The 20,427-nt window shown below is 63.9% G+C and carries 22 protein-coding genes; 17 read left to right on the top strand and 5 right to left on the bottom strand.

Annotation, left to right across the window (positions count from 1 at the left end; genetic code table 11):
• Window positions 1-106: 106 nt before the first annotated feature.
• The 4 genes from GA0061099_RS33665 (at window position 107) to GA0061099_RS41885 (ending at window position 2,208) form a co-directional block, all read left to right on the top strand.
• On the top strand, window positions 107-787 hold the full coding sequence (locus tag GA0061099_RS33665) for a Crp/Fnr family transcriptional regulator (RefSeq protein WP_036015705.1): 681 nt from the start codon (window positions 107-109) through the stop codon (window positions 785-787).
• 115 nt (window positions 788-902) lie between these two features.
• On the top strand, window positions 903-1,517 hold the full coding sequence (locus GA0061099_RS33660) for a helix-turn-helix transcriptional regulator (protein ID WP_158644890.1): 615 nt from the start codon (window positions 903-905) through the stop codon (window positions 1,515-1,517).
• Window positions 1,518-1,578: 61 nt separating this feature from the next.
• Complete coding sequence (locus GA0061099_RS41890; protein ID WP_036015710.1) at window positions 1,579-1,797, top strand: DUF4287 domain-containing protein; 219 nt, start codon at window positions 1,579-1,581, stop codon at window positions 1,795-1,797.
• 3 nt (window positions 1,798-1,800) lie between these two features.
• Entirely contained in the window at window positions 1,801-2,208 is a 408-nt protein-coding gene (locus tag GA0061099_RS41885; RefSeq protein ID WP_036029880.1) for a DoxX family protein, read from the top strand.
• A 19-nt stretch (window positions 2,209-2,227) separates the two neighbouring features.
• On the opposite strand, the gene GA0061099_RS33645 is transcribed toward GA0061099_RS41885, so the two are convergent.
• Together GA0061099_RS33645 and GA0061099_RS33640 are read right to left on the bottom strand one after the other, a co-directional pair.
• Window positions 2,228-3,490, bottom strand: a complete 1,263-nt coding sequence (locus GA0061099_RS33645; protein WP_036029884.1) for an MFS transporter — start codon at window positions 3,488-3,490, stop codon at window positions 2,228-2,230.
• Between the two features lie 124 nt (window positions 3,491-3,614).
• The gene (locus tag GA0061099_RS33640; protein WP_036029887.1) at window positions 3,615-4,457 is read right to left on the bottom strand and encodes a uroporphyrinogen-III synthase; all 843 of its coding nucleotides are present in this window, start codon (window positions 4,455-4,457) and stop codon (window positions 3,615-3,617) included.
• A gap of 141 nt (window positions 4,458-4,598) precedes the next feature.
• On the opposite strand from GA0061099_RS33640, the gene purU reads away from it, so the two are divergent.
• Window positions 4,599-5,462 carry a formyltetrahydrofolate deformylase gene (gene purU / locus GA0061099_RS33635; RefSeq protein ID WP_036029890.1) on the top strand — a complete coding sequence of 288 codons (864 nt, stop codon included), beginning with the start codon at window positions 4,599-4,601 and terminating at the stop codon, window positions 5,460-5,462.
• Window positions 5,463-5,534: 72 nt separating this feature from the next.
• Here the strand turns inward: purU and GA0061099_RS33630 are convergent, their stop codons facing one another.
• A complete protein-coding gene (locus GA0061099_RS33630) occupies window positions 5,535-5,816 on the bottom strand; it encodes a hypothetical protein (RefSeq protein WP_036015722.1) in 282 nt (93 codons plus the stop codon).
• Between the two features lie 575 nt (window positions 5,817-6,391).
• Between GA0061099_RS33630 and GA0061099_RS33625 the strand changes: the two genes are divergently transcribed.
• From GA0061099_RS33625 to GA0061099_RS33600, 6 genes are all read left to right on the top strand, one after another.
• Window positions 6,392-7,570 carry an ABC transporter substrate-binding protein gene (locus GA0061099_RS33625; RefSeq protein ID WP_036015725.1) on the top strand — a complete coding sequence of 393 codons (1,179 nt, stop codon included), beginning with the start codon at window positions 6,392-6,394 and terminating at the stop codon, window positions 7,568-7,570.
• Window positions 7,571-7,761: 191 nt separating this feature from the next.
• Window positions 7,762-8,631 carry a branched-chain amino acid ABC transporter permease gene (locus GA0061099_RS33620; protein WP_036015727.1) on the top strand — a complete coding sequence of 290 codons (870 nt, stop codon included), beginning with the start codon at window positions 7,762-7,764 and terminating at the stop codon, window positions 8,629-8,631.
• 8 nt (window positions 8,632-8,639) lie between these two features.
• Window positions 8,640-9,668, top strand: coding sequence for a branched-chain amino acid ABC transporter permease (locus GA0061099_RS33615; RefSeq protein ID WP_036029893.1), 1,029 nt, complete (start codon window positions 8,640-8,642; stop codon window positions 9,666-9,668).
• Complete coding sequence (locus tag GA0061099_RS33610; RefSeq protein WP_036029897.1) at window positions 9,665-10,420, top strand: ABC transporter ATP-binding protein; 756 nt, start codon at window positions 9,665-9,667, stop codon at window positions 10,418-10,420. The genes GA0061099_RS33615 and GA0061099_RS33610 overlap by 4 nt, the downstream gene beginning before the upstream one ends.
• On the top strand, window positions 10,413-11,129 hold the full coding sequence (locus GA0061099_RS33605) for an ABC transporter ATP-binding protein (protein WP_036029900.1): 717 nt from the start codon (window positions 10,413-10,415) through the stop codon (window positions 11,127-11,129). Before GA0061099_RS33610 ends, GA0061099_RS33605 begins: the two co-directional genes overlap by 8 nt.
• A gap of 19 nt (window positions 11,130-11,148) precedes the next feature.
• Window positions 11,149-12,267 (top strand): cobalamin-independent methionine synthase II family protein, encoded by a 1,119-nt coding sequence (locus tag GA0061099_RS33600; RefSeq protein WP_036015736.1) that lies wholly within the window; start codon window positions 11,149-11,151, stop codon window positions 12,265-12,267.
• Between the two features lie 160 nt (window positions 12,268-12,427).
• On the opposite strand, the gene GA0061099_RS41525 is transcribed toward GA0061099_RS33600, so the two are convergent.
• Window positions 12,428-12,574, bottom strand: a complete 147-nt coding sequence (locus tag GA0061099_RS41525; protein WP_157784118.1) for a hypothetical protein — start codon at window positions 12,572-12,574, stop codon at window positions 12,428-12,430.
• A 318-nt stretch (window positions 12,575-12,892) separates the two neighbouring features.
• Here GA0061099_RS41525 and GA0061099_RS33595 point away from each other — a divergent pair, with 318 nt between their 5' ends.
• The 6 genes from GA0061099_RS33595 to GA0061099_RS33570 all read left to right on the top strand — a co-directional run bounded on the left by GA0061099_RS33595 (window position 12,893) and on the right by GA0061099_RS33570 (window position 20,066).
• Entirely contained in the window at window positions 12,893-14,248 is a 1,356-nt protein-coding gene (locus GA0061099_RS33595; protein WP_057028724.1) for a hypothetical protein, read from the top strand.
• Window positions 14,249-14,308: 60 nt separating this feature from the next.
• A complete protein-coding gene (metK, locus tag GA0061099_RS33590; RefSeq protein WP_036015759.1) occupies window positions 14,309-15,505 on the top strand; it encodes a methionine adenosyltransferase in 1,197 nt (398 codons plus the stop codon).
• A gap of 123 nt (window positions 15,506-15,628) precedes the next feature.
• Window positions 15,629-17,050 carry an adenosylhomocysteinase gene (gene ahcY, locus GA0061099_RS33585; RefSeq protein WP_036015760.1) on the top strand — a complete coding sequence of 474 codons (1,422 nt, stop codon included), beginning with the start codon at window positions 15,629-15,631 and terminating at the stop codon, window positions 17,048-17,050.
• 159 nt (window positions 17,051-17,209) lie between these two features.
• The gene (locus GA0061099_RS33580) at window positions 17,210-18,670 is read left to right on the top strand and encodes a flavin-containing monooxygenase (protein WP_036029923.1); all 1,461 of its coding nucleotides are present in this window, start codon (window positions 17,210-17,212) and stop codon (window positions 18,668-18,670) included.
• Between the two features lie 141 nt (window positions 18,671-18,811).
• On the top strand, window positions 18,812-19,474 hold the full coding sequence (locus GA0061099_RS33575) for a ParA family protein (protein ID WP_036029927.1): 663 nt from the start codon (window positions 18,812-18,814) through the stop codon (window positions 19,472-19,474).
• Window positions 19,443-20,066, top strand: a complete 624-nt coding sequence (locus tag GA0061099_RS33570; protein ID WP_036029929.1) for a phasin family protein — start codon at window positions 19,443-19,445, stop codon at window positions 20,064-20,066. Before GA0061099_RS33575 ends, GA0061099_RS33570 begins: the two co-directional genes overlap by 32 nt.
• Before the next feature lie 121 nt (window positions 20,067-20,187).
• Here GA0061099_RS33570 and GA0061099_RS33565 read toward each other — a convergent pair whose 3' ends face one another.
• A complete protein-coding gene (locus GA0061099_RS33565; protein ID WP_036029931.1) occupies window positions 20,188-20,424 on the bottom strand; it encodes a tautomerase family protein in 237 nt (78 codons plus the stop codon).
• Window positions 20,425-20,427: the final 3 nt, after the last annotated feature.

Genomic DNA, 20,427 nt, shown 5'->3' with positions numbered 1-20,427 from the left:
CGGGCCGAGCGGGTCTTCATCTTTCGTCGGATGGATGGCCGAAGCGATTCTGTTGCAGTGCAACAGGAGCATGGGGTGACTGAACGGTGCGGCTGGCTTCGAGATCATGATTTCAGAGGATCATCTGAAGCGCATTGCCGCCTGGTCGCGTGAGCTCACACCAGCCGAGATCGAGGTCGCGCGCGCCGGAATTACGGAACGGTCCTACGGCACCGGCGAGAGCGTGTTCATGCGCGGTGATATTTTTGCCTATTGGGCCGGCATGGTGGGCGGCCTTGCCCGTATGGGCGGGGTCTCGCGCGACGGCAAGGAGACCAGCCTTGCCGGGCTGACGGCAGGGGCCTGGTTCGGCGAGGGCAGCGTGCTCAAGAACGAGCCGCGCCGCTACGACGTGGTCGCGCTGCGCGACAGCCGCATCGCGCTGATGGAACGCAGCGCCTTCATGTGGCTGTTCGAGAACAGCGTCGGCTTCAACCGCTTCCTGGTGCGCCAGCTCAACGAGCGGCTGGGCCAGTTCATCGGCATGCTCGAGGTCAACCGCACGCTCGATGCCACCGCGCGCCTCGCCCGCAGCATCGCCTCGCTGTTCAACCCGATCCTCTATCCGGAATCGACCGCGCATCTGGAGATCACCCAGGAGGAGATCGGCGCGCTCTCCGGCATGTCCCGCCAGAACGCCAACCGCGCGCTGAACCGGCTGGAGAAGGAGGGGCTGCTGCGGCTGGAATATGGCGGGGTCACGATCCTCGATATCGCGCGGCTCGGGAGCTACGGGGAGGAGCGATGATCTGCGCATTCCCGGTGCTTCCGTGCTCATAGAGTTCGACCATCGCGCGTCGGACTCGCCTTACGTCGAGCGGGTATGGCGCAGCCGGAGCCGGCGTGGCGGCTCGTTCCTGTCGATGGCCGAGGGAAATATCGAGCTTGTGGTCACCAGGCTCCCGGAGCTTCTGGCGGTGACGCTCCGAGGGCCGGTCACCCGCGGGACACTCGTCGAATGTCCCGCGAGCGGCGAATGGCTCGCGATCCGGTTTCGGCTGGGAACCTACCTGCCGGAGATACCGACGAGCGCACTGATCGACCATCAAAACATGCAGTTGCCGGTGCTGCCCAACGGCCGTTTTCTGTTTTCGGGTCTGAGCTGGGACATTCCAGGCTATGACGATGCGGAAAGTCTCGTCGCTCGCATGGCGCGCGCGGGTGTCATCGCACGCAGCCACGCGACCGATGCTGCGATCGACGGCGACGTCGACTGGATGAGCCGGCGTTCGGTTCAGCGCCACTTTCGCCGCGTTACGGGCATGACGTTCAGCAGCCATCAGCAGATCGAGCGGGCGCGTCGCGCCGCGGCCTTGCTGGTGAGCGGCAGCTCCGTTCTGGACGCGACATCGGGCGCTGGCTATTTCGATCAGGCCCATCTTACCCGCTCGGTCAGGCAACTGATCGGCATGACGCCTGCGCGCCTCTCGCGCGAGCGGCCGCAATTGTCGTTTTCATACAAGACGACTACGTCCTGATCGCAATATGCCTGGATCGCTCCGGCCGCGCTGGTGGAGCAAACATCGGAGGAGCGCTGCGGTGAGTTTTAAGGCCTATCTCGACAATATCCAGGCCAAGACCGGCAAGAGCCCGGACCAGTTTCGCAAATGGGGCAAGGACCGGGGTTTTTCGACCGGGGCGGGATTGGCCGCCGGCGTGAAAGCGGGTGCCATCGTGGCCGCGCTCAAGGACGAGTTCGGCCTTGGCCACGGCCATGCGATGGCCATCGTCGCCCTTCTCAAGGGGAAGGCGTCGTAGGTGATGACGATTTCCAAGTCGAGACATGTGGCCGGCTGGGTCATGAGCGGGCTCGTGATTGCCTTCATGCTGTTTGATGCCGGGATGAAGCTCGTCCCGCTGGACGTCGTGATCAACGCGACCGCCGAGCTCGGCTATCCCCCCTCGGCCGATCTGGCGCGCGCGCTGGGCGTGGTGGCGCTGGCCTGCACCGCGCTCTACGGCTTCCCGCGAACAGCCGTGCTCGGTGCGATCCTGCTGACCGCCTATATGGGCGGCACGGTGGCGGTTCACTTGCGGGTCGGCAACCCGCTCTTCAGCCATATGCTGTTCGGCGTCTATCTTGCTGGTCTTGCCTGGGGCGGTCTCTATTTGCGCGATTCGCGGGTGGCGGCGTTGCTTCCTCTGAGATCGCCGCCGGTGGAGGTCTGACGTCGTTACGGGGACGCCGTCATCGCGCATTGGCCGGCGCGTGCGCCGGCCACAGATCGGCGCGCCAGCGGATCGCGATTGCCACCATCGCGACGAATCCTGCGCCGGCATAAAGCGAGCCCGTCGCGGAATAGCCGATGACGTCGATCAGGCTGCCGGCCGCGAGCAGTCCGAGCGGCAAGCCATAGATCACCATCATGCGCACGCCCATGACACGGCCGCGCAGATGTGCGCTCGCGGTGCGCATCAGGATGACGGCAGCCGAGATCATCGACATGCTCTGGGCGATACCGGCGAGGACGAGGCAGGCCATCGCCACCGGCATCGTCCTGACCTCGACGAACACCAGCAGCATTGCGTACCAGGCCAGCGTTGCGCCGATCAGGAGCCGGGCAATGCGTACGCCACTGACCAGGCTGAGCGTGATGGAGCCGATTAGCGAGCCGACGGCGAAGCTCGCCGAAAGATATCCGAGGCCGGTCTGATCAGTGTGAAAGATCTCCCGCGCGATGTAGGGCAACAATCCGCCCGTGAAAGGAAATGCGGTGAGATTCGCCAGAAAAGCGACGCACAGCGCCGCGCGCATTGCCGGCCCGTTCCAGGCATAGACGATCCCCTCTTTGAGGTCGCCAAGCAGCCGCGAAACGGTGTGGCTGCTTGCGGGAAGATCGCTCGTGGTGACGGTCCTTTTCGGCTGGGTCAGGCAGAGCATGAGAAGCGCTGCCGTGAAGTAAAGGCAGGCGATCGCCACATAAACGAGGCCGATACCGAGCACGGCGAACAGCCCGGCCCCCGTCAACGCTCCGGCAATGCGCGCGCTGTCCTGGGTCGTGCGCGCAACACTGATGGCGCCCACCAGCTGCTCGGCCGGCATGATATCGGCGAGCAGCGCGCCGCGAACGCCGAGATCGGAGGGGCGGATCAAGCCCATGATCGTGACGATGATCATGACGCTCAGCGGCGTCAGATGACCGCTCAGCGCGAGGACCATGATGGTCGACGACAGCGCCGCATAGGCAAGGCGCATGACAACCAGGAGATCGCGATGGCCGATCCGGTCGCCGATCATGCCGAACACGGGCGCGACCAATGTTCCGACGAACTGGAGTGAAGCCAGCAGCGTGAGCAGCAGCACCGAGCCGGTCTCGACGATGACGTACCAGCCGAGCACCAGCGTCTCGACCTCGAAGGCCCAGGAGGTGAGCAGATCGGACGGCCACTGGAAGCGGTAGTTGCGGATGCGGAATGGCGCGAGCGCCGAAGGTCGTGCAGTGGCGCTCACGACGCGATGACGCGTGTCACGGCGATTTCCTTAACCTTGTTGTTTCTTCTTGCTGTGGCGCAACCTAACGCTGGCGATGCCGGTGTCAATCGCAGTCGCCGCAGGCCGCCCCCGCGCTCGGCTCTTACCTCGCGGCGCTGGCCGCTTTCCTGTCGGCTAACGCACTTGCCATGGCCGAGATCAGAGGACGCATGAAATAGGCTTCGTCGGCGGGCGAGACGTCCGTGCGCAAGCCATGCGCTGCGAGCTCGCCGGAAACGGCCGGGCCGACCGATGCGATCAGCGTGCGTTCGAGACCTGCGCGCAGCTTCGTCTCGCTGCCGCGCGCCTTGGCAACCTCGATCAGCCGGCGGACCTGGCCGAGATTGGTCAGGGCGATCGAGTCGATGCGTCCCTCTGCCATGTCGTCAATGGCGGCGACGATGTTGGCATCGGCAGCCTTGGAATCGTAGACGTAGGGCAGCACCGTATCGACGTCGGCGCCTTGCGCGGCCAGCGCGCCGGTCAGCGCGCTATGATCCTTGTCGGGATAGAGCTGCAGACCGAGGCGCCGCCCCTTCAGGTCGAGTCTGGCCAGCATCTCGATCACGCCTTCGGTGGTCGGCTTCTCCGTGGTCTGCTGCGTCTCGAGGCCGATCTCGCGCAACGCCTTGCCCGGCTTCGGGCCTCGGGTGAACTTGCGCGCCTGGGCGAGCGCCGCGACAAGGGCAGCGTCGAGCCCGCGGGCGCGGGCGAGCTTCATGATGCGGCGCAGGCCTTCGCCGGTCATCAGCACGAGATCGTCGAAGGGCTTGTCGATGGCGCGGCGGATCCAGGCCTCGACTGGAGCCGGGTCCGGCGCATCATGGATGGTGAACATCGGGCATTGCACGACCTCGGCGCCTTGCTCGGCCAGAAGCTTGGAAAACTGCGCCTCCTCGCGCGTTTCCAGGATCAGGATGCGGTAGCCGTTCAAGCGGTCGGCCATGGGTATGCTCCGTTGAGAATTCGCAATTGTCCGTTCATCCTGACTCCGCGGTTGGGATTGGCGCAAGGGCGGGTCGGTGCTAGAGCAGGGCGCAATCCGCTGGATCGTTCCGCTGCACAAACCTTCATCAAGAGCCGAGCCTTGCCCGACCATCAATACGTCCTGACCCTGTCCTGTCCGGATCGCCCAGGCATCGTCTCGGCGGTCTCGACGTTTCTCGCTCATAACGGACAGAACATCCTCGACGCCCAGCAGTTCGACGACATCGAGACCAAGAAGTTCTTCATGCGGGTGGTTTTCACAGCGGCCGATCTTGCCGTGGAACTCGCGGCACTGCAGACCGGCTTCGCCGCGATCGCCGAGCGTTTCGGCATGGAATGGCAGATGCGCGACCGCGCTGCGCATCGCAAGGTGATGCTGCTGGTGTCGAAGTCCGATCACTGCCTGGTCGACATCCTCTATCGCTGGCGAACCGGCGAATTGCCGATGATTCCGACCGCGATCGTCTCCAATCACCCGCGCGAGGTCTATGCCGGGCTCGATTTCGGCGGCATCCCCTTCCACCATTTGCCCGTCACCAAGGAGACCAAGCGCGAGCAGGAGACACAGATCATGGACCTCGTCGGCAAGACGAAGACCGATCTGGTGGTGCTCGCCCGTTACATGCAGATCCTGTCCGACGATCTCTCGGCAAAGCTGTCGGGGCGCTGCATCAACATCCACCACTCATTCCTGCCGGGCTTCAAGGGTGCCAAGCCCTATCACCAGGCCCATGAGCGCGGCGTCAAGCTGATCGGCGCCACCGCGCATTACGTCACGCGCGACCTCGACGAGGGCCCGATCATCGACCAGGACGTCGAGCGCATCAGCCATCGCGACACGCCGGAAGATCTGGTCCGCAAAGGCCGTGACATCGAGCGCCGCGTGTTGGCCCGGGCCATCCGCTACCATCTCGACGACCGCGTCATCCTCAACGGCCGCAAGACCGTGGTGTTCGTGGATTAGCGAATGGGGGACGAATGGTGAGTGGAGGGGGAGCGCGTCCTATTCGCTACTCCCTGTTCGCCATTCGCTTCCTCAGCGCCCCGCGCCAGCCGACGTCGTCCCCGTCGCGCCCTTCTGGGCCTGTTCTTCCTTCTCGCGATCGGTCGCCGGCATCAGCCGCTTGCGCTCGCGCTCCTTCATGTAGGCATCGTATTGCGGCGTGCCGGGCCGCGGCGGCGCATCAGCGGGCAGGCCGCCGGCCCATTGCGGGACGTAGTCGCCCATCCCGGCGGAGAGCTTCTCGTTGACCGTCCCGCAGCCTGCGAGATTGAGCAGGGCGAGTGCGGCGGCGATCGAAAGCGAGCGAGAACGCATGAATATCTCTGGTCGTGCCCCCGACGGGGCGCGGATGGTGGAGCGCCATAGGCGTTAGCGGCAACCATATCTCTCAATAGGTAAAATTGGCCTATTCGAGGGAGGGCAAAGCTGTATACAGAGAAGGTATTATAATAGGCATATTTTGGACTTGATGAGGTCGCCGCTGTTGGTACGGTATACACCGGGTATTTGTCATTGGACGGATCGTAGGACGGGCATGCCACGGACGCACTTAAGGTGTCCGGATTCTGCAAATGAGAGACTGAATCCTCCATCCCCGGTGTGGTGCGGCCCTCGTAGGGTGGCAAAGCCATCGCCCTCCGGCCCAGTGTCACAGGGCTTTTTCGTTGACAGGACCATTTCATTTGTACAATCGTACAAATAGCTCTCCGCCGTTGTTGAGGCAGATTGCGCGGCTTGCGCCGAATGGTCGCCCAACGTTCGATTGACAACGGGGTTACAGAGGACGCCATGTGGCCGCACGGCATGGCTTGTCCGTGAGTGAAGCGCGGCAAGGACCGGGTACTCGGTCCGCCGCACAAGAGGTGAGGAATGAAGGGGAGGGACATCTGATGTTCGAACGCAGGATTTTTTTACGCACCGCAGCGGTCGTTGCGATCGCGGGCCTCGCGGCCGTCGCGCCTGCCAAGGCGCAAGACACGGTCAAGATCGGGCTGATCCTGCCGATGACCGGCGGCCAGGCCTCGACCGGCAAGCAGATCGAGAACGCGATCAAGCTCTACATGCAGCAGAAGGGCGACACCGTCGCCGGCAAGAAGATCGAAATCATCGTCAAGGACGACGCGGCGATCCCGGATAAGACCAAGACTGCCGCGCAGGAGCTGATCGTCAACGACAAGGTCAACTTCATCGCCGGCTTCGGCGTGACGCCGGCCGCGCTCGCCGCCGCGCCGCTGGCTACCCAGGCCAAGATTCCTGAAGTCGTGATGGCGGCCGGCACCTCCATTATCACCGAACGTTCGCCCTATATCGTGCGCACCAGCTTCACGCTGGCGCAGTCCTCGACCATCATCGGCGATTGGGCGGTGAAGAACGGCATCAAGAAGGTCGCGACGCTGACCTCGGACTACGCGCCGGGCAATGACGCCCTCAACTTCTTCAAGCAACATTTTACGGCCGGCGGCGGTGAGGTGGTCGAAGAAGTCAAGGTGCCGCTGCAGAACCCCGACTTCGCTCCGTTCCTGCAGCGCATGAAGGACGCAAAGCCGGACGCGATCTTCGTGTTCGTGCCGGCGGGCCAGGGCGGCAACTTCATGAAGCAATATGCCGAGCGTGGCCTCGACAAGGCCGGCATCAAGGTGATCGGGCCGGGCGACGTCACCGACGACGATCTGCTCAACAACATGGGCGACGCCGTGCTCGGCACGGTCACCGCGCATCTCTATTCCGCGGCGCACCCCTCGCAGATGAACAAGGATTTCGTCGCGGCCTACAAGAAGGCCTTCGGCAACCGTCCGGGCTTCATGGCCGTGGGCGGCTATGACGGCATCCACCTGATCTACGAGGCGCTGAAGAAGACAGGTGGCGACACCAACGGCGACAAGCTGATCGAGGCCATGAAGGGCCAGAAGTGGGAGAGCCCGCGCGGTCCGATCTCGATCGACCCCGAGACCCGCGACATCGTGCAGAACATCTACATCCGCAAGGTCGAGAAAGTGGATGGCGAACTCTACAATGTCGAGTTCGCGACCTTCGAGGCTGTCAAAGATCTCGGCAAGACCAAGAAGTGACGCGCGAAAGCGCGTCATCCCGGGGCTCTCCTCACCTCTCCCGCCTGCCCTGCGGGAGAGGTCGACGCGGAGCGCCGGGTGAGGGTTCTCTCGTCGTCGGGAATCCTCCAAGTGGAAAGACCCTCTCCCGCAAGCGGGAGAGGGAGTGCAGCACGGCCCTTGGCCACACTTGAGATGACCCTCGACTGCTGATGACCGCAATCCTCACCAACCTGTTCGATGGCGTCGCTTACGGCATGCTGCTGTTCGTGCTCGCCTGCGGGCTCGCGGTCACGCTGGGCCTGATGAACTTCGTCAATCTCGCCCACGGCGCCTTCGCGATGGCGGGGGGCTATATCTGCATGGTGCTGGTCAACCGGATGGGTTGGCCGTTCTTCGCCGCTTTGCCGCTCGCTTTCGTCTCCTCGGCTGCAATCGGCATCGCGCTCGAACGGACGCTGTACCGTCATCTCTACGCCCGCAGCCATCTCGACCAGGTGCTGTTCACGATCGGCCTGACCTTCATGTCGGTGGCAGCCGTCGATTACATCCAGGGATCCTCGCGGGTCTTCATCAATTTGCCCGCCGCGCTCCAAGGCCAGTTCGATCTGTTCGGCGTCGGTATCGGCCGCTACCGGCTGATGATCATCGTGATCTGCGGCCTGCTAACCATCGCGCTTCAAATGGTGCTGGCGAAGACACGTTTCGGCAGCCGCCTGCGCGCGGCCGTCGATGACCCCCGCGCCGCGAGCGGTCTCGGCATCAACGTGCCGCAGGTGTTCGCCTTCACCTTTGCCTTCGGTTGCGGGCTCGCCGGCCTCGGCGGCGCGCTCAGCGCCGAGATCCTCGGCCTCGATCCGTATTTCCCGCTGAAGTTCATGATCTACTTCCTGATCGTGGTCACCGTCGGCGGCTCCTCCTCGATAACGGGCCCGTTCCTCGCCTCGCTGCTGCTCGGCATCGGCGACGTCGCCGGCAAATATTACGTGCCGAAGATGGGCCCCTTCGTGATCTACACCATCATGATCGTGATCCTGATCTGGCGCCCGAACGGCCTGTTCGGCCGAACGGCCGCGCGTTGAGTTCACCGATGAGCGCTGCTTCCGACGTCGGCTACCATGCCCAGCGCCAGGCGCGCTGGCACTACGGCGAAATCGCCTTCTGGCTGATCGTGCTGGCCTGCGGCTTCGCATTTCCGTCGCGCTATCTGATCATGACTGACATCCTGCGCCTCGCGCTGTTCGCGATGTCGCTCGATCTCATCCTCGGCTATGCCGGCATCGTTTCGCTGGGCCATGCCGCCTTCTTCGGCGTCGGCGCCTATGCCGCGGGGCTGCTGGCGCTGCACGGCATCGTCAAGGAACCCGTGCTGGCGCTGATCGTCGCCGGCCTTGCCGCCATGGTGCTCGGCTTTGCCACCAGCTTTCTGGTGATCCGCGGCGTCGACCTGACGCGCCTGATGGTGACGCTCGGCATTGCGTTGCTGCTGGAAGCGCTCGCCGAGCGCTTCTCCAATATCACCGGTGGGACCGACGGCCTGCAGGGCATCGAGATGCAGCCGATCTTCGGCGAGATCCCGTTCGACATGTTCGGCAAGGCCGGCTTCTTCTATTCGCTCGCCGTGTTGTTCCTGCTGTTCCTGTTGGCCCGCCGCGTCGTAAATTCCCCGTTCGGCCTGTCGCTGCGCGCCATCAAGAACAATCCTCTCCGCGCCGCCGCCATTGGCATTCCGGTCAACCGCCGCCTGGTCGCGATCTATACGCTGGCTGCGTTCTATGCCGGCATTGCGGGAGCGCTGTTCACCCAGACGACCGCGATCGCCTCGCTCGACGTGTTCGCCTTCGAGCGCTCCGCGGACCTGATGCTGGTGCTGGTGATCGGCGGTACCGGCTATCTCTACGGCGGGCTGGTCGGCGCGGTGATCTTCCGCCTGCTCCAGGAATTGTTCTCGACCATCACGCCGCAATACTGGCAGTTCTGGATCGGCCTCGTGCTGGTCGTGATCGTGCTGGTCGGCCGCCAGCGCCTGCATCGCTGGGTGCTGTATGTGCCGAACCTGATCATCAGGCGGATTGCGGGGCGCAAGGCGATCGTTGCCGTGCCGGAGAGCGATTCATGACCATCGCGCTCGAAACCCAGAATCTCGAAAAGCAGTTCGGCGGCCTGCGCGTCACCCGCGATCTGTCCTTGAAGGTCGAGCAGGGCGCCCGCCACGCGCTGATCGGTCCGAACGGTGCCGGCAAGACCACGGTCATTAACCAGCTCACGGGCGTGCTGAAGCCGAACTCGGGCCGCATCCTGCTCGAAGGCCAGGACATCACCGATCTGCCGGTGCACAAGCGCGTGCTGCGCGGGTTGTCGCGCACGTTCCAGATCAACCAGCTCTACCCGGACCTGACTCCCCTGGAGACCATCGGGCTCGCGGTCTCCGAGCGCCTCGGCCATGGCGGCGACTGGTGGCGACGGATGGGCACGCGCAGTGACGTCAATGGCGAGACCGCCGATCTGCTCTCCCGCTTCCATCTGCTCGACGTCATGAACGAAGAGACCGTGACGCTGCCCTACGGTAAGCAGCGCCTGCTCGAGATCGCGGTGGCCATTGCGGCCAAGCCGCGCGTGCTGCTGCTCGACGAGCCCGCCGCCGGCGTGCCCGAGAGCGAGCGCCACGACATTCTCGCCGTCGTGGGCAGCCTGCCGCGGGACGTCACCGTGCTCCTGATCGAGCACGACATGGACCTCGTGTTCTCCTTTGCCGATCGCATCTCGGTGCTGGTCTCCGGCGCGCTGCTGACCGAAGGCCGGCCCGAAGAGGTCGCGCGCGATCCGCAGGTGAAGGCGGTCTATCTCGGCGAGGAGGCGGTCGATGTCTGACCTGCTCGCGATCGATTCGCTTCGCGCCGGCTACGGCGAGGCGGTGGTGCTGCCGAAGATGACGCTCCGCCTCGCCGAAGGACAGGTGCTGGCGCTGCTCGGGCGCAACGGCACCGGCAAGACCACGCTGATCAACTCCATCGTCGGCGTCACGCGCCGCTTCGCAGGCTCCATTGCGCTGGCCGGCACCGATGTCACGGCGATGCGGCCCGACCAGCGGGCGCGCGCCGGCATCGGCTGGGTGCCGCAGGAGCGCAACATCTTCCGCTCGCTGACGGTGGAAGAGAACATGACCGCCGTAGCGCAGCCCGGTCCCTGGACGGTCGAGAAGGTCTACGAGATGTTTCCGCGGCTGAAGGAGCGGCGGAGCAATTTCGGCAACCAGCTCTCCGGCGGCGAGCAGCAGATGCTGGCGATCGGTCGCGCACTTACCCTCAATCCGAAAGTCCTGCTGTTGGACGAGCCGATGGAGGGCCTTGCGCCCATCATCGTCGAGGAACTCTTGAAGGCGATCGGGACCATCACCCGGTCCGGAGGTATCTGCTCGATCATCGTAGAGCAGAATGCCCAAAAGATTCTGGGGCTCGCCGATCGCGTTGTGATATTGGAGCGCGGAACGATCGTCCACGACGCTCCGAGCGCCGCGCTGAAGACCGACCCCTCTGTCCTGGAGCGCCATCTCGGCGTCGCCGGGGCGGCGGCCCACTAAGATGTCCAGGGAGTAACACATGCAGCGAACCACAGCCCCCTTCCGCGCCGACGAGGTCGGCAGCCTCCTGCGTCCGCTCAAGATCAAGGAAGCCCGTAGCCGGCTGGAGAAGGGCGAGATCTCGGCCGACGATCTGCGCAAGATCGAGGACATGGAGATCGAGAAGGTCGTGCACAAGCAGGCCTCGATCGGGCTGAAGCTCGCGACCGACGGCGAATTCCGCCGCTCCTGGTGGCATTTCGACTTCCTGGCCAAGCTCACCGGCTGCGAGCTGTTTCACCCCGACACCGGCATCCAGTTCACGGGCGTGCAGACCCGTCACGATGCGGTCCGCGTCATCGGCAAGCTCGACTTTCCAGACAGCCACCCGATGCTGGACCACTTCCGCTTCCTGAAGAAGGTCGCCGACCAGGCTCACGTCACCGCCAAGATGACGATCCCTTCGCCGGCAGTGCTCCACTTCCGCGGCGGACGCAAGTCGATCTCCAAGGACGTCTATCCCGATCTCGACGCCTTCTACGAAGATCTCGGCAAGACCTACCGCAAGGCCGTGAAGGCGTTCTACGACGCCGGCTGCCGCTATCTCCAGTTCGACGACACCGTCTGGGCCTATCTCTGCTCGCAGGACGAATTGCAGAAGGCACGCGAGCGCGGCGATAATCCGGATGGGCTGCAACAGATCTATGCGCGCATCATCAACTACGCGCTGGCGGAGAAGCCGGCCGACATGGTGGTGACGACCCACGTCTGCCGCGGTAATTTCCGCTCGACCTGGATTTCCTCGGGTGGCTACGAGCCGGTGGCCGAGACCATGCTCGCCGGCACCAATTACGACGGCTACTTCCTGGAGTACGACAGCGACCGCGCCGGCGGTTTCGAGCCGCTGCGCTTCCTGCCCAAGGGCAACAAGGTCGTCGTGGTCGGCGTCATCACCTCGAAGTTCGGCGAGCTCGAGAAGAAGGACGACATCAAGCGCCGCCTGGAAGAAGCCGCCAAGTTCGCGCCCTTGGAGCAGCTCGCGCTGTCGCCGCAATGTGGCTTTGCCTCGACGGAAGAGGGCAACATCCTCTCCGAGGAGGAGCAGTGGGCCAAGCTCAGCCTCGCGGTCGAGATCGCGAAGGAAGTGTGGGGGCAGTAAGGCTCCGCCGTTAAGGCTCACCCGTGTCCCGGACGCGCAGCAACGCTCCAGCGTTGCTGCGCAGAGCCGGGACCCATGCTGCTCGACTTGCTGCGCGGAGCTATAGGCCTCAGCTCTGCAGAGCACCGCTGAGAAGCGCTGCGCTGCGTCCGGGCACGAGTCACTTCTCCGCCAGATAGACCCCCACAGAGAGGAGTTCGACCATGGGCACATGCTTGTTCTTCGGGGTCGAGATCACCTTGCCGCGCCTGGCCTTGCCGCGATTGAGCTCGTGCCGCTCGGCGGGCCGTGCCCCTGCACCTCCCACGCGATGATTCCTTCGCAGGCATTGATCATCTTGTCTGCGGCGTCGTGTCCGCCGTGCAGCTCGGCTCGAGCTGATTGCGCGTGCCTGCGCGACCGCGGGCGGACCACAGGAGCGCGGCGAGCAGGGCGACCGGGCAGGCGCGCACGGTAAGGAGGCGATCAGAGGAGAAGCGCCAGTTGTTGCTCGGCGGGGCCAGAGTGGGGCGCGGCTCGCGGCCGGAGCAAACTGTGAAGGAGGCGCTTGGATCCGCTATTCCCTCAGTGGGCAGATTTTGCTAGGAGATTGGTCCCAATCCGTCTGCCCACCGATTTCCCACTCATGAAGAACGACGAAATCCTGAGCCAGATCACCGACTTCTGCCGCAAGGCGGACATGGCGGAATCGACGTTCGGCCGGCGCGCAGTGAACGATGGGAAGCTGGTGCATCGCCTGCGCGAGGGAAAGCGCATCACCATCGACACGCTGGAGCGGATCCAGGCCTATATGGCGGCCTCGATGGCCGGCGGCGTGCCGCCGCCGCGGGGACTTCAGGTGCCGCCCGAGAAGCGCGATCCGCGCGGCAATTTCCGCTTCTTCGAGAACCGCCAGAAATATCTGCTGTTCGTCCACACCTGCAGCGAAAAGCGGGTGATCGCGGACCGCGTCGCGCTGGAGCTTGCCTCCATCCATCCGCGCCCGCCGGCGCTGCGCCTGTTCGACGCCGGCGTCGGCGACGGAACGGTGCTGGCGCGGGTGCTGCGCGCCACGCACCAGCGCTTTCCGCACATGCCGTTCTACGTCGCGGGCAAGGAACTCAGCCTGGAGGATTTGCGCCTGACGCTGGAGAAGGTGCCGGACCGCATTTTCGAGCACCCGGCATCGGTGTTCGTGTTCACCAACATGTTCTACGCCGAGGCGCCCTGGCTGACGCCAGCGTCGCCCGCGGCGGCGGCCGCCACCGTCTGGCATGAGGTGCCGCTCCGCGGCGCTTCGTCGGGCGAGTTCGAGCAGCAGATCGCGGAACTGAGGCCCTTTCTGGAGCAGAACTGGCGCGCTGCGATCAGCCCACGCACTGCCATGCCGCTCTACGAGCGGCCGGTCGTCCTCGTGCTCTATCGCGAGGATCACCGGTTCCTGCTCGATTCGACCATTCCGCGGCCAGGTCAGACTGAGGCCAATTTCGACCTCGTCATCGCATCCCAGCCGTACCGGGCCCTGTCATCGGTCAATTTCCGGGCCAAGCGGATCATTGCACCTCTGGCGCGGGCGCTGCGGCCGGGCGGCAGGCTGATCGGTATCCACTCCCATGGGCAGGATCCGGGCATGGAAATGATCCAGGCGATCTGGCCGGGAGAAAATCCTTTCTCAGTCAGCCGTCATGAGCTACTGCGTGCCGTTAAGTATGAACTTGGATCGGTGGGCCGCGACTTAAATTTTAATGCATACGCGGACAATCGTTCGATCTTCAGGTATGATATGGAAGCTCTGCCCAACGAGGTCACCGGCACCATCGGAACCTCGACGGCCTTTGCAGCGTGGAATGCGGCGGTGTATGTCGCTCAGATTGAGGACGACCGATTGACAGAAATGACTCAAAACGGCCGCACTCTGGATGCCGCCAGGGATGTGCTGCGGAAGTACAACGGGCTCTGGTTTCTCGACGAATCCTACGTCATCTCGCGCCGGCGTGATTGACATCATCAAAAGTAAACATCGCAAACGCCCGCCGGCTAGCGGCGGAACAAGGGGTTACTGATGCGCGCGTCCTATCTCTTCACCAGCGAGTCCGTGTCCGAGGGCCATCCGGACAAGGTCTGTGACCGGATCTCCGATGAGATCGTCGACCTGTTCTACCGTGAAGGGCCTAAGGCGGGCATCGACCCCTGGCAAATCCGCGCCGCTTGCGAGACGCTCGCGACCACCAACAAGGTGGTGATCGCCGGCGAGACCCGCGGCCCGAAGTCGGTGACCAACGAGCAGATCGAGGGCGTCGTCCGCGGCGCGATCAAGGACATCGGCTACGAGCAGGAAGGCTTCCACTGGAAGACCTGCGACATCGAGATCCTCCTGCATCCGCAATCGGCCGACATCGCCCAGGGCGTCGATGCGCTGCAGCCGGGCGAGGTCAAGGAAGAAGGCGCGGGCGACCAGGGCATCATGTTCGGCTACGCCACCAACGAGACGCCCGATCTGATGCCGGCGCCGATCTTCTACGCCCACAAGATCCTGCGCCTGATCTCGGAAGCCCGCCACTCCGGCAAGGAGAAGGTGCTGGGTCCGGACTCCAAGAGCCAGGTCACCGTGCAGTACGAGAACGGCAAGCCGGTCGGCGTGCGCGAGATCGTCGTGTCGCACCAGCATCTGGTTCCCGACCTCAGCTCGAACCAGGTTCGCGAGATCGTCGAGCCCTATGTGCGCGAGGCGCTGCCGAAGGACTGGATCACCGCGAAGACAATCTGGCACATCAACCCCACCGGCAAGTTCTACATCGGCGGTCCCGACGGCGATTCCGGCCTGACCGGCCGCAAGATCATCGTCGACACCTATGGCGGTGCGGCCCCGCACGGCGGCGGCGCGTTCTCCGGCAAGGATCCGACCAAGGTCGACCGCTCCGCGGCCTATGCTGCGCGCTACGTCGCCAAGAACATCGTCGCCGCCGGTCTTGCCGACCGCTGCACCCTGCAGCTCGCCTACGCCATCGGCGTGGCGCGCCCGCTGTCGATCTACATTGACACCCACGGCACCGGTAAGGTTTCGGAAGACCAGCTCGAGAAGGCCGCCGCCAAGGCGATGGACCTCACCCCGCGCGGCATCCGCACTCATCTCGATCTCAACCGGCCGATCTACGCGCGCACCTCGGCCTACGGCCATTTCGGCCGCACGCCCGACAACGAGGGCGGCTTCTCCTGGGAGAAGACCGACCTCGTCGAGCAGCTCAAGCGCGCGCTCTAATAAACGCGACATCCCGGGGCGCGTACGCGAGCGACCCCGGGATCCTCATCTATCACGTCGAGATTCCGGGTTCGCCTCTTGGAAGTGCCCCGGAATGACGAGTTCAACAACAGGACACTCGCCATGAACGCGAAGCCCGGCTTCACCGATTACATCGTCAAGGACATTTCGCTCGCCGATTTCGGCCGCAAGGAGCTCTCGCTGGCCGAGACCGAGATGCCCGGCCTGATGGCCACCCGCGAGGAGTACGGCCCGAAGCAGCCGCTGAAGGGCGCGCGCATCGCCGGCTCGCTGCACATGACGATCCAGACCGGCGTGTTGATCGAGACGCTCGCCGCGCTCGGCGCCGACATCCGCTGGGTCTCCTGCAACATCTATTCGACGCAGGATCACGCTGCCGCTGCGATCGCCGCCGCCGGCATTCCCGTCTTCGCCGTCAAGGGCGAGACGCTGACCGAGTACTGGGACTACACCGCCAAGCTGTTCGACTGGCACGGCGGCGGTCACCCGAACATGATCCTCGATGACGGCGGTGACGCCACCATGTATGTCCATCTCGGTCTGCGCGCGGAGAACGGCGACACCGCCTTCCTCGATAAGCCCGGCTCCGAGGAGGAGGAAGTGTTCTTCGCGCTTCTGAAGAAGCAGCTCAAGGAAAAGCCGAAGGGCTACTTCGCGGGGATCGCCAACAGCATCAAGGGCGTCTCCGAAGAGACCACCACCGGCGTGCATCGTCTCTATGACATGCAGAAAGCGGGCACGCTGCTGTGGCCGGCCATCAACGTCAACGACAGCGTCACCAAGTCGAAGTTCGACAACCTCTATGGCTGCCGTGAATCGCTGGTCGACGGCATCCGCCGCGGCACCGACGTGATGCTGTCGGGCAAGGTAGCGATGGTCGCCGGCTTCGGCGACGTCGGCAAGGGCTCGGCCGCCTCGCTGCGCCAGGCCGGCTGCCGCGTCATGGTCTCCGAGGTCGATCCGATCTGCGCGCTGCAGGCGGCGATGGAAGGCTACGAGGTTGTGACCATGGAAGACGCCGCGCCGCGGGCCGACATCTTCGTCACCGCCACCGGCAACAAGGACATCATCACCATCGAACACATGCGCGCGATGAAGGATCGCGCCATCGTCTGCAACATCGGCCACTTCGACAACGAAATTCAGATCGCGTCTCTGCGCAATCTGAAGTGGACCAACATCAAGCCGCAGGTCGACGAGATCGAGTTCCCCGACAAGCACCGCATCATCCTGCTGTCGGAGGGCCGCCTCGTGAACCTCGGCAATGCGATGGGCCATCCGTCCTTCGTGATGTCGGCGTCCTTCACCAACCAGACGCTGGCGCAGATCGAGCTGTTCGCCAACAACAAGGACGGCAAGTACGAGAAGAAGGTCTACGTGCTGCCCAAGACGCTCGACGAGAAGGTCGCCCGCCTGCACCTCTCCAAGATCGGCGTCAAGCTCACCGAGCTTCGCAAGGACCAGGCCGACTATATCGGCGTGAAGCAGGAAGGCCCGTACAAATCGGACCACTACCGCTACTGAGCCACCGGTTCGACCAACCATCGACGCAAAGCCCCGGAGCGATCCGGGGCTTTGTTGTTTCGGGGCATGGAATTCAACTCGCTTTGCAGTTGCGGCACGTTGATTGCCGATTGACGGCCAGCAGCGGCAGGCGGACAATCCGCCCCGGCGGAGGAAACCATGCAACAAGAACATTTCGACGTGCTGATCGTCGGCGCCGGGCTATCAGGCATCGGCGCCGGCTATCATCTGCAGACCAAGTGTCCGGCCAAGAGCTACGTCATCCTCGAGGGACGCGATTGCATCGGCGGCACCTGGGACCTCTTCCGCTATCCCGGCATCCGCTCTGACAGCGACATGTTCACCCTCGGCTATTCGTTCAAGCCGTGGACCGATCCGAAGGCGATCGCCGACGGGCCGCAGATCCTGAACTACGTGCGCGAGACTGCTAGCGAGAACGGCATCGACAAGCACATCCGCTTCCACCACCGCGTCAAGCGCGCGGCGTGGTCGACGCCGGATGCGCGCTGGACCGTCGAGGCCGAGCGCATCACGGGCGAGGGCGCGACCGAGCTGGTGCGCTTCACCTGCAACTTTCTATTCATGTGCTCAGGCTATTACAAATACGAAGCGGGCTATACGCCGGAGTTCAAGGGCGCCGCTGATTTCGCCGGCCGCATCGTGCATCCGCAGAAATGGACCGAGGACATCGACTACGCGGGCAAGCGTGTCGTCGTGATCGGCTCGGGCGCGACAGCGGTAACGCTGGTGCCGGAGCTCGCCAAGCAGGCGGAGCAGGTCACCATGCTGCAGCGCTCGCCGACCTATGTGGTGTCGCGGCCGGCGCAGGATCCCGTCGCCAACAAGCTGCGCCGCAACCTGCCGGCGAAGTTCGCCTATCACCTGATCCGCTGGCGCAACGTGATGTGGGGGATGTTCTTCTTCCAGCTCAGCCGGCGCAGGCCGGCGAAGGTGAAGGATCTCATCCTCAAGGGCGTGAGGATCGCGCTCGGCCCGGACTACGACGTCGCGACCCACTTCACGCCGCGCTACAATCCCTGGGACCAGCGGCTGTGCCTCGTGCCCGACGGCGACCTCTTCAATGCGATCCGCGAGCAGCGCGCCAGCGTCGTCACCAGCGAGATCGACACCTTCACGCATGACGGCATCCGCCTGAAGGACGGCCGCGAGCTGGCGGCCGACATCATCGTGACGGCGACCGGGCTGGTGCTCCAGGTCGCCGGTGGCCTCGAGGTCAGCGTCGACGGCCGCTCCGTCGATTTCGCCAACACGCTGACCTACAAGGGCATGATGTATGCCGACGTGCCGAACATGGCCTCGGCCTTCGGCTACACCAACGCGTCCTGGACGCTGAAATGCGACCTCACCTGCGAATATGTCTGCCGCCTCATCAATTACATGGACCGGCACAATTTCCGCCAGTGCATGCCGCACAACGATGATCCCACCATCACCGCGCAGCCTTCGCTCGATTTCACCTCGGGCTACGTGCAGCGCTCGATTGCCAGGATGCCGAAGCAGGGCTCGAAGCGGCCCTGGCGGCTCCACCAGAACTACGCGCTCGACATCGTCTCGTTGCGCTTCGGTCGGATCGACGATGGCGTGATGCAGTATTCCTGATCTTGCTACGTAGGATGCCGGGATAGCCTCGCGTTCGCTTGAGACGAATCGCGACTTGCGGTAGTATTTTTGCGCTGCAAGAAGTTTATTTCCGACAACGTCTAAGTTCCGCGTCGTTGCCGTCGAAGGGGAGCGCGGGACATGCACGTCCTTGCCCTGGTCACGCAAAAAGGCGGAAGCGGCAAGAGTACGCTGTCCGTTGGACTGGCGGTGGCAGCAATGCAGCAAGCTGAGCGCGTCGCTCTCATTGAGGCGGACGCGCAAGGTACGATCTCGAAATGGAAAGAGCGCCGCGATCATCCCTATCCCCGCGTCGAGCGCGTTGCCGATCCAGCCGAGATCGAACCGTTGATCGCGCGGCTGAAGGCCGAAGGCGTCTCGCTTGCCATCATCGACACAGCTGCCACGACCAACGGCTTGGCAATGCGCGTCATCGCCTGCGCCGATCTCTGTCTCATCCCGGCGCGCCCGAGCCCGGCCGATATCGAAGCCGCAATTCCTACACTGATCGCCATTCGCAGGCTCAACCGCCGATTTGCCTTTATCCTCAATCAGACACCGACGCGAGGGTGCCGGCTGAGCGAAGCTGCCACATCGCTAAGCTCGCTCGGCGTGCTTGCACTCCTGTTTATTGCGCAGCGTAACGATCACCAGGATGCACTCGGAGCAGGGTTGGGCGTGACGGAGTTCGCACCGGCGGGCAAAAGCTTCGGACGAAATTGTAAGTTTGTTGGTTGGATCGCGGCGCACTTGGCCGAGGAGTCGGATGATTATGGGAAAGGCGCGCTCAAAGCTGCCTGCTGACGTTGCACGCACCTGGCGTCGCTCGCTGCTGGAACTGGCGGCGGAAGTGAGCCGTGCGGTCGACGAGGGCTTGGCCATGCCGCCGGGCTCATTCGCCGTCTTCCCGCAAGATGCGCCGCAGGTCGCGCAAGGAGCCCCTGCTCCTATGACTGTTCCGGCACAACAAGCGGCCAGCGTCATTGTTGCAAGACCTGAACCTCCGAGCAGCACTGATCTCATCGTGGCCATGGCTAAGGGATATCAAGCCTGCGCTTTGGACGGCATGAGCGCTACGCTCAACTACGCCAACGACCTCGCAAAGTCACGGCTGGCCAGTGTGACATCAGAGGCCAATGAAACCGTCGTCGCGGAAAGCGATCTCATCGACGCGATTGGGACGGCAGCCGAGTGTCGCACCGTCGTGCTCGAACTGATGAAGGTCAATGCGGGCGCGACCTTGGAGTATGCGCGGGAGCTAGGGCGTGCAAAGACTCTGGCAGAGTTGGTTGAGCTGTCGGGCACGCATGCGCGAAAGCAATGTGAGTTGGTCCTGAAGCAAACCGAGTTGCTGAGGTCGCTTGCTCAAAGCATGACAAAGCCCAGTGCCAGGTGATGCAGCTCGCCTGCGCGAAGGGCGGGACCAAAACCCGAGCGGTCGCCGAGATGGTCGGCGACGAGCGGGCCGACGATCGTGCCGAGGTCATGTCATCCTCTTGCGCGCGACGGCGTGCAGATCATCCTGCCTGGGCGGCGCGGTGGCGGCGGAATTCCTGCACGGGCACGCCGCCCCAGCCCCAATTGTCGGTGTCGACCTCCTCGATCACGACGAAGGTGGACTCGAGCGGCTTGCCGAGCACGTCGCGCAGCAGCTCGCTCGAGCCCTTGATCAGTGCGGCCTTCTCCTCCGCCGTGAGCGACGCCGCAACCGGCGCCGTTCCCTCGCGGGTCACTTGAATGGTGACGATGGGCATTGT

It is taken from the genome of Bradyrhizobium yuanmingense, assembly GCF_900094575.1.
Classification (GTDB): Bacteria; Pseudomonadota; Alphaproteobacteria; order Rhizobiales; family Xanthobacteraceae; genus Bradyrhizobium; species Bradyrhizobium yuanmingense.
Note: the sequence above shows the minus strand (reverse complement) of the source record. Positions and strands in the feature narration are given on the sequence as shown.

What these genes read in the sequence shown, in the direction of transcription:
- GA0061099_RS33625 (WP_036015725.1), top strand. Translation starts at nt 6,392, where the DNA reads ATGTTCGAACGCAGGATTTTTTTACGCACCGCAGCGGTCGTTGCGATC.
- GA0061099_RS33600 (WP_036015736.1), top strand. Translation starts at nt 11,149, where the DNA reads ATGCAGCGAACCACAGCCCCCTTCCGCGCCGACGAGGTCGGCAGCCTC.
- GA0061099_RS33615 (WP_036029893.1), top strand. Translation starts at nt 8,640, where the DNA reads ATGAGCGCTGCTTCCGACGTCGGCTACCATGCCCAGCGCCAGGCGCGC.
- GA0061099_RS33660 (WP_158644890.1), top strand. Translation starts at nt 903, where the DNA reads ATGGCCGAGGGAAATATCGAGCTTGTGGTCACCAGGCTCCCGGAGCTT.
- GA0061099_RS33630 (WP_036015722.1), bottom strand. Translation starts at nt 5,816, where the DNA reads ATGCGTTCTCGCTCGCTTTCGATCGCCGCCGCACTCGCCCTGCTCAAT.
- GA0061099_RS33665 (WP_036015705.1), top strand. Translation starts at nt 107, where the DNA reads ATGATTTCAGAGGATCATCTGAAGCGCATTGCCGCCTGGTCGCGTGAG.
- GA0061099_RS33595 (WP_057028724.1), top strand. Translation starts at nt 12,893, where the DNA reads ATGAAGAACGACGAAATCCTGAGCCAGATCACCGACTTCTGCCGCAAG.
- GA0061099_RS33575 (WP_036029927.1), top strand. Translation starts at nt 18,812, where the DNA reads ATGCACGTCCTTGCCCTGGTCACGCAAAAAGGCGGAAGCGGCAAGAGT.
- GA0061099_RS33570 (WP_036029929.1), top strand. Translation starts at nt 19,443, where the DNA reads ATGGGAAAGGCGCGCTCAAAGCTGCCTGCTGACGTTGCACGCACCTGG.
- GA0061099_RS33640 (WP_036029887.1), bottom strand. Translation starts at nt 4,457, where the DNA reads ATGGCCGACCGCTTGAACGGCTACCGCATCCTGATCCTGGAAACGCGC.
- GA0061099_RS33605 (WP_036029900.1), top strand. Translation starts at nt 10,413, where the DNA reads ATGTCTGACCTGCTCGCGATCGATTCGCTTCGCGCCGGCTACGGCGAG.
- GA0061099_RS33565 (WP_036029931.1), bottom strand. Translation starts at nt 20,424, where the DNA reads ATGCCCATCGTCACCATTCAAGTGACCCGCGAGGGAACGGCGCCGGTT.
- GA0061099_RS33580 (WP_036029923.1), top strand. Translation starts at nt 17,210, where the DNA reads ATGCAACAAGAACATTTCGACGTGCTGATCGTCGGCGCCGGGCTATCA.
- GA0061099_RS41885 (WP_036029880.1), top strand. Translation starts at nt 1,801, where the DNA reads ATGACGATTTCCAAGTCGAGACATGTGGCCGGCTGGGTCATGAGCGGG.
- GA0061099_RS33620 (WP_036015727.1), top strand. Translation starts at nt 7,762, where the DNA reads ATGACCGCAATCCTCACCAACCTGTTCGATGGCGTCGCTTACGGCATG.
- ahcY (WP_036015760.1), top strand. Translation starts at nt 15,629, where the DNA reads ATGAACGCGAAGCCCGGCTTCACCGATTACATCGTCAAGGACATTTCG.
- metK (WP_036015759.1), top strand. Translation starts at nt 14,309, where the DNA reads ATGCGCGCGTCCTATCTCTTCACCAGCGAGTCCGTGTCCGAGGGCCAT.
- GA0061099_RS33610 (WP_036029897.1), top strand. Translation starts at nt 9,665, where the DNA reads ATGACCATCGCGCTCGAAACCCAGAATCTCGAAAAGCAGTTCGGCGGC.